Here is a 16,017-nt window from a genome sequence, read left to right on the forward strand (position 1 = left end):
CTACCCGCAACCAGGGACAATCCGTGCGCTACTGCCGACACGACCGCCGTCTTCATCCAGAATCCGCGCGTTTCCTTCGATCGCTGCGATACCCGGATTTCCCCGCACATCACAGGCCGCCAACAACACACCCGAGGTGTTCCGCAGCCGGCCGCACCGTCCACTTGTCCGTCTCGGTCCGCACCAGCAGCTCACCGTCCTCAAAGGCCGCTCACACCGGTACCGGTTTAGGCCGCCCGTCCTTACTGAACGTTGTCAGCAACACATACCTGGCCTCGCAGATCTCACTGAGACACCAACGGCAACTTCTCTGTCATCGACATACTCCCCTAGGCTTCTATCGGGTTAGGGGAACAACTCTGGCGCCTGCCCGCTGGCGCGGTAGCTATCGGCGAGCTTGCGTAAACGTTCCGCCAAGGATTTGGTCGGAGCGAAACCCAGGTGTGCGGTCAGCTGCTGATGACAGAACCGCTCACGTTCGGGCGCTGTCGGTCGTTTGAAGTCCGCGTGACGCCCGATACGCTGCGCCCAATCCTCAAGTTCGGTATCGACAGCATCCATTGCCGCCCGCTGGTTTTCGATGATCTGCCGGGCCACATTGCTACCGACCCATGTCGGGCTCTTCTCAAGCAACTCAATTCCAGCCTCGTTGGCAATGCCGAAAATAAGCTCGTCGATCTTTTCACGCATCGCCCGGCTGGCGGTCACCGAAAGATTCTTGAGTTCGTCGTGTTCAGCGGCCAGCGCCACGAGACGACTGCGCTCGGGTTCACGTAGGTACTGACCCCGCGGCAGCTCCCTGGCGGCCAGTTCCTCGTTCAGACTGTCAAGCTCATCAAAATCGTCGTCCACCTCTGTCCAAGGAGCATGTTCCGTGCGCTCGTGGACTATGCCGTTATAGGGAAACCCCACCGACAACAGGCGACACTTACCCATATACGCACTCATCTCCGGCAAGTCCTCGCAGTAGTCCTCATCAAGGAACTCCTCAGAGAAGTACACCAGCCGCACACCCAGGATCTGGGCGTGATCAAGCATCGTCAACAAATCATCCCGCACCTCCAGCACCGTCATCGGTTCACCGAACGCGTAACTGTTTACCCGCATGAGATGAATACCCAACCGAGCCGCCTTGGCCTGGAAGTCTCGCGACAATGCCGCTAACGGATCGTCCCCGACGGCAAGCGGCGGCTCCAGTGATTCAGCAAGTTCCATGGGCCTCTCCTTCAAGTTCCTACGCCAGCATCCGCAGCGCCACCCAAAGCACATGATGCCCGGGCCCACTGACAGTGCGCCCGGCTCGACGACCTCCACGACCCCTACCAACGAACGCAGCAATGCCGCAAGACAGGCGTAGAAGTTGCCCAGCCCCACAGCCAAACCACTGGGCCCTCAGCAACTTCCAGGCAACTGCGCAGCAGATGCCAAAAGCAGCGACGCCCTACCAGACAACCCCTGGCCCAACGACCTCATCTCTGCCGCCTGACACCTACAGCCGCCCCGAAAGCCACACAAAAGTCAAAATTCGCTGCACACCCAAAGCCCACTGGCAGCACACCTTTAAACGTTCCCTGCAGCCAAGACGAAGTCAGATCGCCAAGAAACCGCGCAGCGTCCACAACTTCAAATACGGGACAGATTTGAAATCCATTTGAAATCCCCACTGGGATCTTGAAGAAGAAACTGGGACCCTACACAGCTCTCCCTACCGCGCCATGTTCGTGAAGCGCGACAGGTGCAGCTGGTGCGCCACAGTGATGGTGGCCGTCGGACCGTTTCGGTGCTTACCCAAAATCAGGTCGGCCTCGCCCCCGCGCGGGTCGTCGCGCTCGAACGCATCGGGCCGGTGCAACAGGATGACCATGTCGGCGTCCTGCTCCAGCGAGCCCGATTCACGAAGGTCGGACACCTGCGGGCGCTTGTCCGTGCGCTGCTCAGGTCCACGGTTCAGCTGACTGATCGCGATGACCGGCACTTCGAGTTCCTTGGCCAGTAGCTTCAGGTTTCGGGAGAACTCCGAGACTTCCTGCTGGCGGGATTCGTGCTTCTTACCGGAGCTCATCAGCTGTAGGTAGTCAACGACGACCAGCTTGAGCCCGGCCTTCTGATTGAGGCGCCGCGCCTTGGCACGGATCTCCATCATGGTCAGGTTCGGCGAGTCGTCGATGTAGAGCGGCGCCTCGCTGATCTCACTCATCCGGCGGGCCAGACGCGTCCAGTCGTCGTCACTCATCCGACCCGAACGCATATCGCCCAGTTTGATTTTCGCCTCGGCCGAGAGCAGTCGCATGACGATCTCGGTCTTGCTCATTTCCAAGGAGAAAATGACGCTCGGCAGCTGGTGCTTGATCGAGCACGAGCGCATGAAATCCAGACCAAGTGTGCTTTTCCCGACACCAGGCCTCGCCGCCACGATGATCATCTGCCCCGGGTGCAACCCATTGGTGATCTCGTCCAAATCGGTGAAGCCGGTCGGCACACCCTTGGAGATGCCGCCCGCGGAAGCGATCGCATCGATCTCGTCCATCGTCGGCTGCAGCAGCTCTTCCAACGGCACATAGTCTTCCGACATCCGTCGGTCGGTGACGTCATAGACCTCGGCCTGCGCCCGGTCGACAACCTCGGCCACATCGGCGCCCTCGGCCCCGGCATAGCCGTACTGCACCACGCGGGTACCGGCCTCCACCAGACGGCGCAGCAGCGCCTTCTCGGCGACGATCCCGGCGTAGTACCCGGCGTTCGCAGCCGTCGGCACCGTGGAAATCAGGGTGTGTAAATAGGGGGCTCCGCCCACACGCCGCAGCTGCCCGCGTCTATCGAGCTCCGCAGCCACCGTTACGGCGTCGGCGGGCTCGCCCCTGCCGTACAGGTCGAGGATGGCCTCATACACGCTCTGGTGGTTGGGCCTATAGAAGTCATGCGGTCGCAGCTTCTCCAGCACGTCGGCGATGGCGTCCTTGGACAGCAGCATCCCGCCCAGTACGGACTGCTCGGCGGCCATGTCCTGAGGTGGTTGACGGCCGAACTCCTCCTCGGGCGGTGCAACAGGACCGGACTGGCCCAGATCGTCGACTATCGCCACGGCGCGCGGGTCCTCCTACTCACATTCGGTCGAACACGTGTTCGTCGGCATCGTAACGACGGAGACCGACAGTCCTAATTACTCCGGCGCGCCGCGGTAGACGTTAGATGTTGCTAGGCACCCTGCCAAACGCCCCTGTGGATGAGTCTGTACATGGCATGTGGACTACTGTCCACGATGGTGTTAGGGGGTTGGGGACAACCTGGGGATAGCTACCTACATTCCTGCACTTTTCCCAGATAGCAGGCAATGATCTGGCTGACAGGACTGTGGATGGGAATCCGTCCGGCGTGTCGCATCAGGTTGCGTGCTCGGGCGTGTTCTGTTACCTGGATCAACCCTCTAGGTTAACTAGAGGTAGCTTCGCTGGAGTGGCACACGCGTCCAATACATTCGCCAGTAGATACGGCAACGGCGCCGCGGAAACCCGCGACGCCGTTGACCCGGCAGTATTTCGGATCGATCAGCCTTCGGCGACTACATCCACAGTCACCTTGGTTGCCACGCCCGCGTGCAGGTGCACGTCCAGCGCGTAGGAACCGATCTTCTTGATGTGTGCCTTCGGCAGGGTGACGGTCCGCTTGTCCAGGTTCGGTCCACCGGCGGCCTTGATGGCAGCCACCACGTTGGCGGCAGTCACCGAACCGAACAGCTTGCCCTCGCCTGCGGACTTCACGCCCAGCTTGACGGCGCCCAGTCCCTCGAGGGACTGCTTGATCTCGTGAGCGTGCTCGACGCCACGGATCTCCTTGGCCTCGCGTGCGCGACGGATGTCGGTGGCCTGGCGCTCCGCACCACGAGTGGCGACAATCGCCAATCCGCGAGGCAGCAGGTAGTTGCGTCCGTAGCCGTCCTTCACCTCAACGGTGTCTCCGGCAATGCCGAGGTGCTCGACCTCAGTCGTCAGAATCAGCTTCATCAGATGTCCTCCCGGTCTCTACCGCGTCGCCGAACTGAACGGCAGCAGCGCAACCTCGCGGGCGTTCTTCACAGCGATCGCAATGTCACGCTGGTGCTGAACGCAGTTCCCGGTGACCCGGCGAGCCCGGATCTTGCCGCGCTCACTGATGTACGTGCGCAGCAGGTTGGTGTCCTTGTAATCGATATTGAGCGCCTTCTTCGTGCAGAACGCGCACTTGCGAGTCTTGACCGGCTTTTCCGGGGCAGGACGGCGCTTAGTCGTCTTGGCCATGGTGAATCTCTTTCTTTCTAGCTAGGTAAGTAAATGTGTGCCCGAATCAGAAGGGCGGTTCGTCGTCGGCTGCTGAGGTGGAACCCGAGGCCGGAGCACTGCCCCACGGATCGTCGGCAGGCGGCTCGTTGGAGCGGGGAGCGCTTCCGCCACCGCCACCACCGAAACCTCCGCCACCGCCACCACCGCGCGAGGCCTTATTGACCTTCGCAGTGGCGTACCGCAGAGACGGGCCGATCTCATCGACCTCAACCTCGAACACAGTGCGCTTCTCGCCCTCACGGGTTTCGAAGGAACGCTGCTTGAGCCGGCCGGTGACGATGACACGGGATCCACGAGTGAGGCTTTCGGCCACATTCTCGGCGGCCTCACGCCAGATATTGCACCGCAGGAACAGCGCCTCCCCGTCCTTCCACTCCGAACTCTGTCGGTCGAAGATGCGGGGTGTCGACGCCACCGTGAAGTTGGCGACGGCGGCCCCGGACGGCGTAAAGCGCAATTCCGGATCGGCGGTCAAGTTTCCGACGACCGTGATGGTGGTGTCACCTGCCACGGTTCCTCCTCGTATCTGTCAGCTGGCGTGGTTGATCGGCAGCCTACGGAAGCGTTCCGACTTCCGATGGACTTCCCAGGCCCTCAGCGGGCTCCGGTGCGCAGAACCTTGGTCCGCAGCACGGACTCGTTCAGGCCCAACTGGCGGTCCAGCTCCGACACGGTGGCGGGCTCCGCGACCACGTCGATCACCGCGTAGATGCCCTCGGCGTGCTTCGCGATCTCGTAAGCAAGACGGCGCTTGCCCCAGACCTCTACCTTCGAGACGGTTCCACCATCACTGCGGATCACGTTCAAGAACGTATCCAGCGACGGAGCTACCGTGCGCTCGTCAAGGGTGGGGTCGAGAATGACCATGATTTCGTACTGACGCATGAGAAACTCATCACCTCCTATGGTCGTGTGCGGCCACGGCGTATCCGTGGCAGGAGAGTCGCCTGCGTCGGCAACCGGCCCAGGCTACCGCACGGCCCCCTGACCGGCGAAATCGTCGCTTCTCAGCACCCACTCGACACGCCCGCTTGTGGCAAGAACACGGCGTGTCGGCGACAGGGGACGCTTATGCCCGCGCGATCTGTGGGGCCGGCGTTCGGGGGCGCAACCAGCTCGGCAGCCACGCCGGCGCATCGTCGGGAGCCCCATCGCACGGACCGCCCGCCGGATCGTCGTCGTGGGCGCGCACCAAATCCTCACTGGGATGGTAGATCTGGTGCACCACCAGCGCGCACAACCCAAGCACCGCGATATCGCGTACCAGCACCGTGCCGGTGAACCACTGCTCGGGCAGCCCCTTGTTCTCCATGCCCAGCAGGTAGTACATCCGTGGAATCCACACCAACGCATCGACGGTCATCCACGCCAACAGGATCCGACGGTGCGGCAACGCCACCACCGCCAGCGGCACCAGCCACAGCGAGAACTGCGGGCTCCACACCTTGTTGGTCAGCAGGAAAAGCGCCACCACCAGAAACGCCAACTGCGCCACCCGGGGCCGACGCGGGGCGGTCAACGCCACGTATCCGATAGCCACACAACAGATTCCGAATAACACCGCCGATACCGCATTCAGAATGACCGGCGGCTCCCAGAAACCCAGCGGGCCGTCGAAACCCTGCCATCCCGTGAAGGACTTGAACACGTTGTACAGCGAGTCCATGTCGTCACCGCGGCGCGTGTTGAGCCGGAAGAACTCCGCCCACCCCCGCGGGAACAGCATCGCCACCGGCGCGTTCACCACCACCCAGCTGGCCAGCGCGGTCGCGGCGGTCTTGGAGAACTCGTGCATCTTGCCGCTGCGCAGGCTCACCAACAGCAGCGGAAGCAGCAGCAGCACCGGGTACAGCTTGGCGGCCACCCCCAGCCCGATCAGCACACCCGCGAGCCACGGTTTTCGCCGCGCCCACGCCCACAGCGCCGTCATGCTGAAAGCCGTTGCGAGAGCATCGAAATTCGTGAAGATCTGGAAGATCAGGATCGGGGACGCCGCAATCATCACCACGTCCCACGGGCGGGTGCGTGGGCTCAATCCCGCACTGGCCCAAATGGTTACCAACCAGGCCAACGCCAGGCCGAAGGCCACGATGTTGAAGAACATCACCACTTCGGCGACGACGGGCAGCCCCAGCACATCGCTGGCCTGGGTGTACGTCTTCGCCAGCGCCATCGCCGTGTACTGGTACACCCCGGTGGCCACCGGGTACTCCATGTACCGAACCGCCGGAGTGCCATCGTACTGAATCTTCTGATGCCCACCCGAGTCGGTTTCCAGCCAGCTCGACTTGTACGGAAAACGCCCCTGGTTCAACAACTCCGCGCCATACAGCGGCACCGTGTCGGAGTAGCAGAGCTGATAGTAAGCGCGGTTGTTGTCCCAATTGGCCACGCGCTGAGCACCGTTGCCGCTACCGGTCTGCTGCAGACAGGGCGCCTTGCTGGTCCATCCGAGGATGAGAAACCCCAACGCGATAACGAGCACCACCCGCAGCGGGGTCCAGAATGCCTGCCGCCCCACCAGCGCATGCCGGCCCAACGGCCCGCCCACGACGTCGGACAGCTCCGCGCCCATCACGTCGGTGCGACTGGGAAAATCACGGTCATCGGCACTGCGGAGATCGTCCGCGAGCGGCTCGGGCGACACCGTGGCGGGGGGTACGGCCGGCACCTGCCTACTGCCCCGGTGGCGGCACGTCACCCGCCGGTGCCGGACCGACCGGAATCGTCGTCGGCGGCCCCACCGGGATGGTGATACCGGGCGCGATTTCAATGGTCGGCTGGATGACCGTCACCTCTCCGCCGCCTGCCGGCGCGGGCACCGGCGGGCCGTTCGGAACCGGCGGCGGCGGCGCGTAGGTCGGCACCCCGGCGTAACCACCGATCGGCCCCGGCTTGGGGAAGGTGTCCTTGTTGGTGCCTTCCAGCGCACCGTCCATAGTCTTCTTCCAGATATCCGACGGCAGGCCCGAACCGTAAATCGGTCCACCCCAACTGTTCTTAATCGCCTTGCCGTCGTCGGTACCCACCCACACTGCCGTCGACAACGACGGGGTGACGCCGACCATCCAGGCGTCCTTGTTGTCCTTGGTGTCACCGAGCTGTGCCGTGCCGGTCTTGGCGGCCGACTCGCGTCCCCCGGCCAACGCATGCCCACGCGAGTAGGCGGCGACCGGCTTCATCGCCGCGATCGCGTTGTTCGCAACATCGTCCGAGATGCGCTTCTCGCCGGTGTTATCCGAGGAGCCCGCGTCGAAAAGCACCTGGCCGTCGGCGTTCACGACCTTCTGGATGAAATGCGGCTTGCGGTAAGTGCCCGAGGCCGCCAACGTCGCATACGCCGAGGCCATGTCGATCACCCGAGTCTGGTACTGGCCCAACACCACACCGTTATTCGGCGGACCACCCTGGCCGTCCTCGGACAAGGTGTGCGATACCCCAGGGAAGTTCTCGGCGATACCGGCGTTGTGCGCGGCGGTAGCCACATCGTCGGGACCGTTCTTCAACTTCAGCATCAGCCGGTAGAAGCTGGTGTTCAGCGAGCGCTTCAGCGCCTCGGCCACCGAACACGTGCCGCACGAAGCGTCTTCACTGTTCTTGATGGTGATGCCCTGATACGTCAGCTCGGAGCTGTCCAATTGGTAGCCCAGACCGATCCCCTGCTGCAACGCGGCCACCAAGGCGAACACCTTGAAGGACGAGCCGGTCTGCAGACCCTGCTGCGCATAATCCAAGCCCTGCGCGTTGGAGCCGCCGTAGTACGCCTTGACCGCCCCGGTGCGGGGGTCAACCGAGACCACTGCCGTCCGTAGATCGGGGTTCTCTCCCTGCAGGGTGCTGTTGACCGCGTTCTCGGCGGCCTGCTGCGCCTTGGTGTCGATAGTCGTGGTGATCTGCAGGCCCTCGGTGTTCAGGGTCTGCTCGTCGATGTTGAACAAGTCCGTGAGCTCGGCCATCACCTGACGTTTGATGAGTCCGTTGGGGCCCGTCGTCGCGTTCTGTGCCGCAGCCTGCTCCGGCGGAACGGTCGCCGGGTACACCTGCCCGGCGCGGTCCTGCGCGGACAGTGCGCCAATGGTGACCATGCCGTCGAGCACCCAGTTCCAGCGGTTCGTCGACTCCGGCAGGTCTACCGCGGGATCCAGTCGCGACGGCCGCTGGATCAGCGCGGCCAACAGCGCGCCCTCGGACACCGTCAGCTGTTCAACCGGCTTGTCGAAGTAGGCCTTCGACGCCGCCGAGATGCCGTACGCACCACGCCCGAAGTAGATGATGTTGAGGTAGGCCTCCATTACCTGATCCTTGGACCAGGACTGCGACATCTTGGTAGAGATCACGATCTCCTTGGCCTTACGCGTCAGGCCACCGAGACCGGCGCGCTGCGCGCCCACCATCGCGTTCTTCACGTACTGCTGGGTGATGGTCGACCCGCCCTGGGTATCGCCGCCGAACATGTTGTTCTTGACCGCGCGCAGCAGGCCCGAGAAGGAGAAGCCGGGATTGCCGTAGAAATCACGGTCCTCGGCGGCCATCACCGCCGCACGCACGTGCTGAGGCACCTGGTCGATCTTGATATCGACCCGATTTCCATCCGGCGGAACAACTTTGGCAAGCTCGGTGGTGCCGTCACTGGCCATGATGGTGGACACCTGGCTGGTGCGGATGTCACCGGGCTTCGGAATATCGACCACCGAGTACGCCAGGGCGAACGTCGCAAGCGGGATGACGATCGCCAACACCACAGCCGCGATCAGGACGCGGCGAAAGATCTTCCAGCCGTTACTCTTTCGCTTGCGGCGGCGCTGCGGCGGACGCGGCGGGCCTCCCGGCGGAGGCGGCGGCTGATGTCCGATGCCACCGTCGTGGGCGTCGGCGTCACGTTCCAGCGCCGCACGGGCCTCGGCCACGGCGTCGTCATCGCGCCGGTACAACGGCAAATCCTCAATGGGATCAAGAATCGACGTCGGACGATCATCCATGCTGGGGTTACGGGGTGCACCTGGGCGACCGCCGGGAGCTACCGAATTCTGCTCGTCAACCACGCCGCCGTCACCCACCGGCCTATTCACTGGCCGTCCGGGCACGCGTTGTCCGCTGACGTGGGGTCCCCTTCGGCGCCGGCAGGGCGCCCATGACATACGACTTCACCAAATGATTCCAACTGCAGGTCCGACATACTTCGACAACGTGCACGGCAAACTCCGAGAACCGGGTGGCAAGCATCACGAGTTCCTCGGCCGAGCGGGCCGACCCGGATACCGCACCCAGGTGTTCACCGAAAACCCATGACACCAATGTCAGTTGCTCCTTGCGGCAGATGGGGCACACCACGGCGCTGGACTTGCCGTGGAATTTGGCCGCACGGAGCAGGTATGGGTTTGCGTCGCAGACTTCAGCCACGCCGGTACGCCCGGAATAGACCTCTGCCAGCAGGGATCGCCGCTTAAGCGCGTAATCCACCACCTGTCTCTGCAATCGCACGCTAACCAGAGTACGTCCGATTCGGCGCTGACCCGCGTCTGCCCACCGAGTCAGCCTTCCTTTTACGAAGCCGAAGTCCGTCTGCGTTCGACTCGTTACGATTGGCCCACTGTCAGGACGAGGGGGCAACATGACAACTCACCATCGATCGTTGGTGCTTGCTTGCTGTGCGGTCATCGCCAGCGTGGCATCCGGATGCGGGAAGCCAGCCGAGACACCGGCCACCCCCGAGACGACCTCCACGACGACATCGAGGGCCACCGCGGGGCCACCAGCGAACCCCGCAACGAAGATTGCGCCAGCCGTGCCATCCCCCGCCGCCGGAAAGGGCACCGGCAAGGTCGTCGGCACCGCGGTACTGAAGGTCCTGGGCACGGGGACAGCGACCGTCACCTGGAAAGAGAACGGGGGGCCGGCCCAGGTGGAGCAGAACGTCGCGCTGCCCTGGGAACGCACCATCGACGTCATCGAACAGGCCAACTCCGAAGTCAAGGCCAACGGCTCCGGCGCCAGCGGGTGCACGATCACGATGGACGCCATGCTTGTCTCGTACAAGAACGAACCGAATCCGATCTGCGAGTTTTCGTACTGGGGCTAGGACGACGATGAGGAACTTCGGCCGCAAACAGGTTCTCGCGATCTCCGCGGCGTTCGTAGTGGTGCTCGCGGTCGTCGGGATTATCACGTGGAATTCGTCGCACTCGTCGATCAGCCAAAATCCCGTCGGGACGTTCGCGTCTGCCTCGCCACAGCAGTTTCCTGCGCGTGACTCGACAACGTCCCTGTCCATCGCAGCCAGCACGACGACTACCACCACGACTGCACCACCTCCGGCGCCCAAAGCCTGCACCTACCCACCCGACTACAAGTTCCCGAAGCCCACGATCCCGACGCGGATCCCCAACCCGGACGATCCCATCGGCGCCTACGTCGGAATGGCCAAATTCCGGGTCGAGAGCACCCAAACCGACTGTGCTGTCATCGGATCCGTCTGGGGCCGACCCAAGTCGATGACCGGCGTGCCGCGCTCACTGCCGTGGGAAGAAGAATTCCCCATGGGCCAAGGCGACCATAACGAGGTATTCGCCGAATTCGGAGACACTGTTGTGCTGACATGCACGATCAGCCTCAAGGGCCGCGTCGTCGCTACGCAGACAGGGGTTCGGCCCCGATGTGAATACACGTACTCCGGGTAGCCCGTGCTAACGCGACAGGGCACGTATCGGTACTCGATCGACGTCACCTGTGCCGCAGATCAGGCGGTCGCGCTGTTCTCAGACATCCCCCGCCTCGTATCGGTCCACCCGCTCGTCATCGGCACCCAGGAGCTGCCGCCTGCCCCCGATGCGCTGCGCAGCTATGCGGTCACCGACCGGCTCGCCCTCGGCCCACTGCGCTTCCGTGTCACCTACCGCGCCGACGTACTGGAGGCCGACGACCGTCGAGTAGTCACGCGGGCCCGGCAGAGTCCGTCGACCACGCTGCTGAGCCGGGCTCAGATCACCGCCGCTGGAGTCACGCACATCGACGTCGACGTGACCGTGACGACGCTCGGCCTGCTGTTGCCCTACACACTGCGCACCGCGAAGGCCGCGCACCTGCGCATGGCCGCCGGTGCGAAACGGCTGCTCGAAGCCGAGTCCTGACAGGGCCCGCTCTACGATTCGTGGCATGGCGACCCGTGCGAAGGATTCCGACCGCGACGTCACCTGCAAGGCGCTTGATGACGCGTTCAGCGAGGGCCAGATCTCCACGGAGGAACACCGCCAGCGGATCGCTGTCGCTACTCAGGCGCAGACCCTGGGAGAGCTCAACGGGGTGGTCTCCGATCTGCAGATCGCCGCGCTCGCTGCACCCACGCTGCCCGCACCCCCGCCGCGACGACGACGTTGGCCGGCGTTCCTCGTCACCGCCGCAGTCGCCGCCGCCGTCGGGGCCGGGGCAGGCGTCTACGTGACGCGGCCGGTGCCGCCCGATCCCGGGGCCGCCGACGACGGGGTCGCCGCCGTGGTGATCGCACCGACGAAGTTGTTCTCCGTACCCGGTTTGTCCGGTCTGCTGGATCAGATGCGCGCAAAGTTCGGCGACACCAACGGGATTGAACTGACCGTCCGCGCGAGCAACGCGTCGTTGGTCCGCATCGAATCCTCCGATCCGGAACTGCCCATCACCTACCCCTATCAGGGCGGATTCCGCGACGGCGGCGCGATGCCAGGCACCTGGCGCAATGTGCACATCGGAGATCTGAGCCGGTTCGATCCGGCCAAGGTCGTCGGTGTGCTGCGCGGCGCACCGCAGACCCTGAACGTGCCCAATGCCGGCGACGGCGGCACCGTCATGGTGATCAAGCCGACCGAGAACGGCGTCGACATCACCATCACCGTCTCCGAGAAGGATCGCAGCGGGCGGATGGTGATCGCGGGCAACGGTGAATCCAAAGAGGTCGCACCCGCACCCTGACCACCAAGATCGCGACCGCTCTACGATTCCTGGCATGGCTGGCATCAGAGCTAAGGACAGCGACCGCAACGACACCTGCAAGCTCCTCGACGACGCGCTGAGCGATGGCCAGCTGTCCATGGAAGAGCACCGGGAGCGCGTCGCGTCGGCCACCACAGCCGCCACGTTGGCGCAGCTCACCTCGCTGGTCTCGGACCTGCAGAACGCAAAATCGGCCGCAAACATGCCCGTGCTCAAGCTGCCGGGGAACAACTGGCGTCGCCGGTGGTACGTGCCCGCTGCCCTGACCACCGTGCTGGTTCTCATCGGCGTCCTCATCGGCTGGGGCGCGTACGGAAACACCAGCTCCCCGTTTGACTTCACCGCGGATCCCGGCGCCAAACCGGACGGGGTGGCACCCATCGTGATGACCCCGCCGCGGCAGATGATGTCACTCGGTGGGCTGACCGGACTGTTTGAGCAGATGCGCCAAAAGTTCGGTGACACCACCGGGTACGAGCTCAACATCTACGGCGACTACGCGATGCTCACTCGGCCCGATCCGGGCGAACCGCGCCGCACGCTGCGCTACACCTATCGAGGTGGATGGGATGCCCCCGACGACACCACCACCGGTAGCAACGCGCGCGTGGTCGATCTCGGCAAGTTCGACGTCAAGACCATCATCGGAATATTGCGCGGGGCGCCCGAAACGCTCGGTATCAAGGCGAGCGAGGTCAAGAACACCTATCTGTTCATCAAGCCCAGCGACGACAAGACCGCGCCACCGGACACCGTGCAGATCGACATTTCGATCAACAGCGAGTTCCAGAACGGATCGATCTACGTCAATCCCGACGGCAGCGCCATTCGCACCAACTATCCGTCTGAGCACTAGACCCCTCCCCGTGTGGCGCTCGCATATATCGCGGCGATACTATGGTCCGATCGGTGCACGAGAGATGCTCCGGCGTCATATTCGGTGGTGGGAGGTGACTTCATGTTGGAACTGGCCATCCTTGGCTTGCTGCTTGAATCACCCATGCACGGCTACGAGCTGCGCAAGCGCCTAACCGGGTTGCTGGGCGCCTTCCGCGCCTTCTCCTACGGCTCGCTGTACCCGGCGCTGCGCCGCATGCAGGCCGACGGGCTCATCGAGGAAGACTCGGCGCCGGCCGGAACCACCGTGCTGCTGCGCGGCAAGCGTGTGTACCAAATGACGGCCGCCGGCCGGGCCCGGTTCAGCGAGCTAGTGGCGGACACCGGCCCGCAGAACTACACCGACGACGGCTTCGGTGTGCACCTCGCATTCTTCAACCGCACCCCGGCCGAGGCCCGGATGCGGATTCTTGAAGGCCGCCGCCGTCAGGTAGAGGAGCGCCGGGAGGGGCTACGTGAAGCGATCGGCCGGGCCAGCAGCTCGTTCGATCGGTACACCAAGCAACTGCACCAGCTGGGGCTGGAATCCAGCGAACGAGAAGTGAAGTGGCTCAACGACTTAATCGCCGCCGAGCGCACCGCGCAGGCACGGGTCGACGAGCGTTAAGTATGTCCATCGGTAAAGGAGAACCGTCCATGTCCAACACATCATCTGAGGTGCGGGTCGCCATCGTCGGCGTCGGCAACTGCGCGTCCTCACTGGTCCAGGGTGTGCAGTATTACCAGGACGCGGACGAGAACTCCAACGTTCCGGGCCTGATGCACGTCAAGTTCGGCCAGTACCACGTGCGCGACGTGAAGTTCGTCGCCGCCTTCGACGTGGACGCCAAGAAGGTCGGTTTCGACCTCTCCGAGGCAATTGCCGCCTCCGAGAACAACACCATCAAAATCGCCGACGTGCCGCCTACCGATGTGATCGTGCAGCGCGGCCCGACCCTGGACGGCATCGGCAAGTACTACGCCGAGACCATCGAGGTCTCCGACGCCGATCCCGTCGACGTGGTGAAGACGTTGAAGGACAACAACGTTGACGTCCTGGTGTCTTACCTGCCGGTGGGCTCGGAGGAGGCCGACAAGTTCTATGCCCAGTGCGCGATCGACGCGAAGGTCGCGTTCGTCAACGCGCTGCCGGTCTTCATCGCCTCTGATCCGGTGTGGGCCAAGAAGTTCGAAGACGCCGGCGTGCCGATCGTCGGCGACGACATCAAGAGCCAGGTCGGCGCCACCATCACCCACCGCGTGATGGCCAAGCTGTTCGAGGATCGCGGCGTCACCCTGGACCGCACCTACCAGCTGAACGTCGGCGGCAACATGGACTTCAAGAACATGCTCGAGCGCGAGCGTCTGGAGTCCAAGAAGGTGTCCAAGACTCAGGCCGTCACCTCGAACCTCAACGGCTCGCTCGCCGACAAGGTGTACGACAAGAACGTGCACATCGGCCCGTCCGACTATGTCGCGTGGCTCGATGACCGCAAGTGGGCGTACGTCCGCCTGGAAGGCCGCGCCTTCGGCGACGTGCCGCTGAACCTCGAATACAAGCTTGAGGTTTGGGACTCCCCCAACTCGGCCGGCATCATCATCGACGCGGTGCGCGCCGCGAAGATCGCCTTGGATCGCGGCCTGGGTGGCCCGATCCTCCCGGCATCTGCGTACCTGATGAAGAGCCCGCCCAAGCAGCTGCCCGACGATATCGCGCGCACGCAGCTGGAGCAGTTCATCGAGGGGTAATCCCCACACCCTCACCGCATACGCATGCCGAACTGCTGTTTGGCGCCGAAGCTTCATGCGCGTACACACATTCGGCATGCGTATACACAGACCGGTGTTAATCCACAGTCGACGAATAGCTGCGTGGCCGAGGCGGTTGGGCCGTCGCACCCTGCCACGAGCGTGGCCGCATGGACCCACGCATTCGCAGCCGCTCGGTTTTCGCTCATCACGGTGTCAGTGACGCCACGCTCGCGCGGCGGAGAAGATCGGAGAGCTGGCTGACACTGCGTCGTGGACACTTTGTCGATGCGACCGTGGCCAGCTCTCTCAATCCGCATACCCGGCATCGACTCCACATCGGCGCAGCGGCACAATGTTTCGGCGATGGAGCCGTGTTCAGTCACCTCTCCGCCGCCGTCCTCCACGGCATCGCCATCTGGTCTGCGCCCCTCGACCGCGTCCACGTAACCCGAAATCGCAGTGCCGGTGGGCGCAGTTCCGCATCCAGCGTCGTGCATGCGACCCCGCTGCACGACGACGAGGTGACCGAGGTCGACGGGCTTGCCGTCACCAGTGTCGCCCGGACGGTCAGTGACCTCGCACGACGCTATGGCTTCGAGACCGGGGTGGTCGGCGCGGACGACACACTTCACCGCGGCCTGCTCCTGGCTGCGGATCTGAGCGTCATCTCGTCACGAGCGAGGGGGCTACATGGCGCCGCCGCGGTGCGAGCGGTGACCGCTTTCGCCGAAGGTCGCAGCGAAAGTCCTGGCGAATCTCGCAGTCGTGTCCGCCTGAGCGCGCTCGGTGTCGGACCAATGGACCTGCAGCGACGCATTGTTGACGAGCATGGTCATCTGATCGCGCGCGCCGACTTCTACTTCGAAGGCCATGTTGTCGGTGAATTCGACGGCATGACTAAGTACGGGCGGCTCCTCAGCCCGGGTGAATCGGCAGGGGACGCCGTGACACGGGAGAAGATCAGAGAAGACCGGATCCGAGCGACCAACCGGATCGTTGTTCGCTGGACGTGGAGTGACCTGTCCGCGCCCGCGCTGCTGGGCAACCGCATCAAGCAGGCCATCGCGCGAGGGCGGGCGATGGGGAGTCCGACCACTCCCTAACCGCATAC

17 protein-coding genes and 1 pseudogene are annotated in these 16,017 nt (G+C 63.8%); 8 read left to right on the forward strand and 10 right to left on the reverse strand.

Going from position 1 to position 16,017, the window contains the following annotated elements:
- Positions 1 to 45: 45 nt before the first annotated feature.
- The 10 genes and pseudogenes from FZI91_RS24265 to FZI91_RS16415 all read right to left on the reverse strand — a co-directional run.
- Positions 46 to 283: pseudogene (locus FZI91_RS24265) on the reverse strand (PPOX class F420-dependent oxidoreductase); the annotation flags it as partial.
- A 62-nt stretch (positions 284 to 345) separates the two neighbouring features.
- On the reverse strand, positions 346 to 1,215 hold the full coding sequence (locus tag FZI91_RS16375) for a hypothetical protein (RefSeq protein WP_155940183.1): 870 nt from the start codon (positions 1,213 to 1,215) through the stop codon (positions 346 to 348).
- A 490-nt stretch (positions 1,216 to 1,705) separates the two neighbouring features.
- Positions 1,706 to 3,082 carry a replicative DNA helicase gene (gene dnaB, locus FZI91_RS16380; RefSeq protein ID WP_162525942.1) on the reverse strand — a complete coding sequence of 459 codons (1,377 nt, stop codon included), beginning with the start codon at positions 3,080 to 3,082 and terminating at the stop codon, positions 1,706 to 1,708.
- Between the two features lie 463 nt (positions 3,083 to 3,545).
- Entirely contained in the window at positions 3,546 to 4,001 is a 456-nt protein-coding gene (gene rplI / locus FZI91_RS16385; RefSeq protein ID WP_155940184.1) for a 50S ribosomal protein L9, read from the reverse strand.
- Positions 4,002 to 4,019: 18 nt separating this feature from the next.
- Positions 4,020 to 4,274: a 30S ribosomal protein S18 gene (gene rpsR, locus FZI91_RS16390; protein ID WP_005064619.1), complete on the reverse strand. Its 255-nt coding sequence runs from the start codon at positions 4,272 to 4,274 to the stop codon at positions 4,020 to 4,022.
- A gap of 46 nt (positions 4,275 to 4,320) precedes the next feature.
- Positions 4,321 to 4,827, reverse strand: coding sequence for a single-stranded DNA-binding protein (locus tag FZI91_RS16395; RefSeq protein ID WP_162525943.1), 507 nt, complete (start codon positions 4,825 to 4,827; stop codon positions 4,321 to 4,323).
- 83 nt (positions 4,828 to 4,910) lie between these two features.
- Positions 4,911 to 5,201 (reverse strand): 30S ribosomal protein S6, encoded by a 291-nt coding sequence (gene rpsF / locus FZI91_RS16400; RefSeq protein WP_155940185.1) that lies wholly within the window; start codon positions 5,199 to 5,201, stop codon positions 4,911 to 4,913.
- A gap of 184 nt (positions 5,202 to 5,385) precedes the next feature.
- On the reverse strand, positions 5,386 to 6,963 hold the full coding sequence (locus FZI91_RS16405) for a glycosyltransferase family 87 protein (RefSeq protein ID WP_162525964.1): 1,578 nt from the start codon (positions 6,961 to 6,963) through the stop codon (positions 5,386 to 5,388).
- Between the two features lie 28 nt (positions 6,964 to 6,991).
- A complete protein-coding gene (locus tag FZI91_RS16410; protein ID WP_162525965.1) occupies positions 6,992 to 9,358 on the reverse strand; it encodes a transglycosylase domain-containing protein in 2,367 nt (788 codons plus the stop codon).
- Positions 9,359 to 9,377: 19 nt separating this feature from the next.
- Positions 9,378 to 9,797, reverse strand: a complete 420-nt coding sequence (locus tag FZI91_RS16415) for a DUF5318 family protein (protein ID WP_162525944.1) — start codon at positions 9,795 to 9,797, stop codon at positions 9,378 to 9,380.
- 130 nt (positions 9,798 to 9,927) lie between these two features.
- Between FZI91_RS16415 and FZI91_RS24270 the strand changes: the two genes are divergently transcribed.
- The 8 genes from FZI91_RS24270 (at position 9,928) to FZI91_RS16455 (ending at position 16,009) form a co-directional block, all read left to right on the forward strand.
- Entirely contained in the window at positions 9,928 to 10,395 is a 468-nt protein-coding gene (locus tag FZI91_RS24270) for a hypothetical protein (protein WP_155940186.1), read from the forward strand.
- Positions 10,396 to 10,402: 7 nt separating this feature from the next.
- Entirely contained in the window at positions 10,403 to 10,993 is a 591-nt protein-coding gene (locus FZI91_RS16425) for a hypothetical protein (protein WP_155940187.1), read from the forward strand.
- Between the two features lie 3 nt (positions 10,994 to 10,996).
- Positions 10,997 to 11,443, forward strand: a complete 447-nt coding sequence (locus FZI91_RS16430; protein WP_155940188.1) for an SRPBCC family protein — start codon at positions 10,997 to 10,999, stop codon at positions 11,441 to 11,443.
- Between the two features lie 25 nt (positions 11,444 to 11,468).
- Positions 11,469 to 12,257 carry a DUF1707 domain-containing protein gene (locus FZI91_RS16435; protein ID WP_155940189.1) on the forward strand — a complete coding sequence of 263 codons (789 nt, stop codon included), beginning with the start codon at positions 11,469 to 11,471 and terminating at the stop codon, positions 12,255 to 12,257.
- A 34-nt stretch (positions 12,258 to 12,291) separates the two neighbouring features.
- The gene (locus tag FZI91_RS16440) at positions 12,292 to 13,134 is read left to right on the forward strand and encodes a DUF1707 domain-containing protein (protein ID WP_155940190.1); all 843 of its coding nucleotides are present in this window, start codon (positions 12,292 to 12,294) and stop codon (positions 13,132 to 13,134) included.
- A gap of 102 nt (positions 13,135 to 13,236) precedes the next feature.
- A complete protein-coding gene (locus tag FZI91_RS16445) occupies positions 13,237 to 13,782 on the forward strand; it encodes a PadR family transcriptional regulator (RefSeq protein WP_155940191.1) in 546 nt (181 codons plus the stop codon).
- A 29-nt stretch (positions 13,783 to 13,811) separates the two neighbouring features.
- On the forward strand, positions 13,812 to 14,903 hold the full coding sequence (locus FZI91_RS16450; RefSeq protein ID WP_155940192.1) for an inositol-3-phosphate synthase: 1,092 nt from the start codon (positions 13,812 to 13,814) through the stop codon (positions 14,901 to 14,903).
- Between the two features lie 170 nt (positions 14,904 to 15,073).
- Positions 15,074 to 16,009 (forward strand): hypothetical protein, encoded by a 936-nt coding sequence (locus FZI91_RS16455; RefSeq protein ID WP_155940193.1) that lies wholly within the window; start codon positions 15,074 to 15,076, stop codon positions 16,007 to 16,009.
- The last annotated feature ends 8 nt before the right edge of the window (positions 16,010 to 16,017 follow it).

Origin of the sequence: Mycobacteroides sp. CBMA 271, from assembly GCF_009729205.1 — a bacterium.
In the GTDB taxonomy this organism is placed as follows: domain Bacteria; phylum Actinomycetota; class Actinomycetes; order Mycobacteriales; family Mycobacteriaceae; genus Mycobacterium.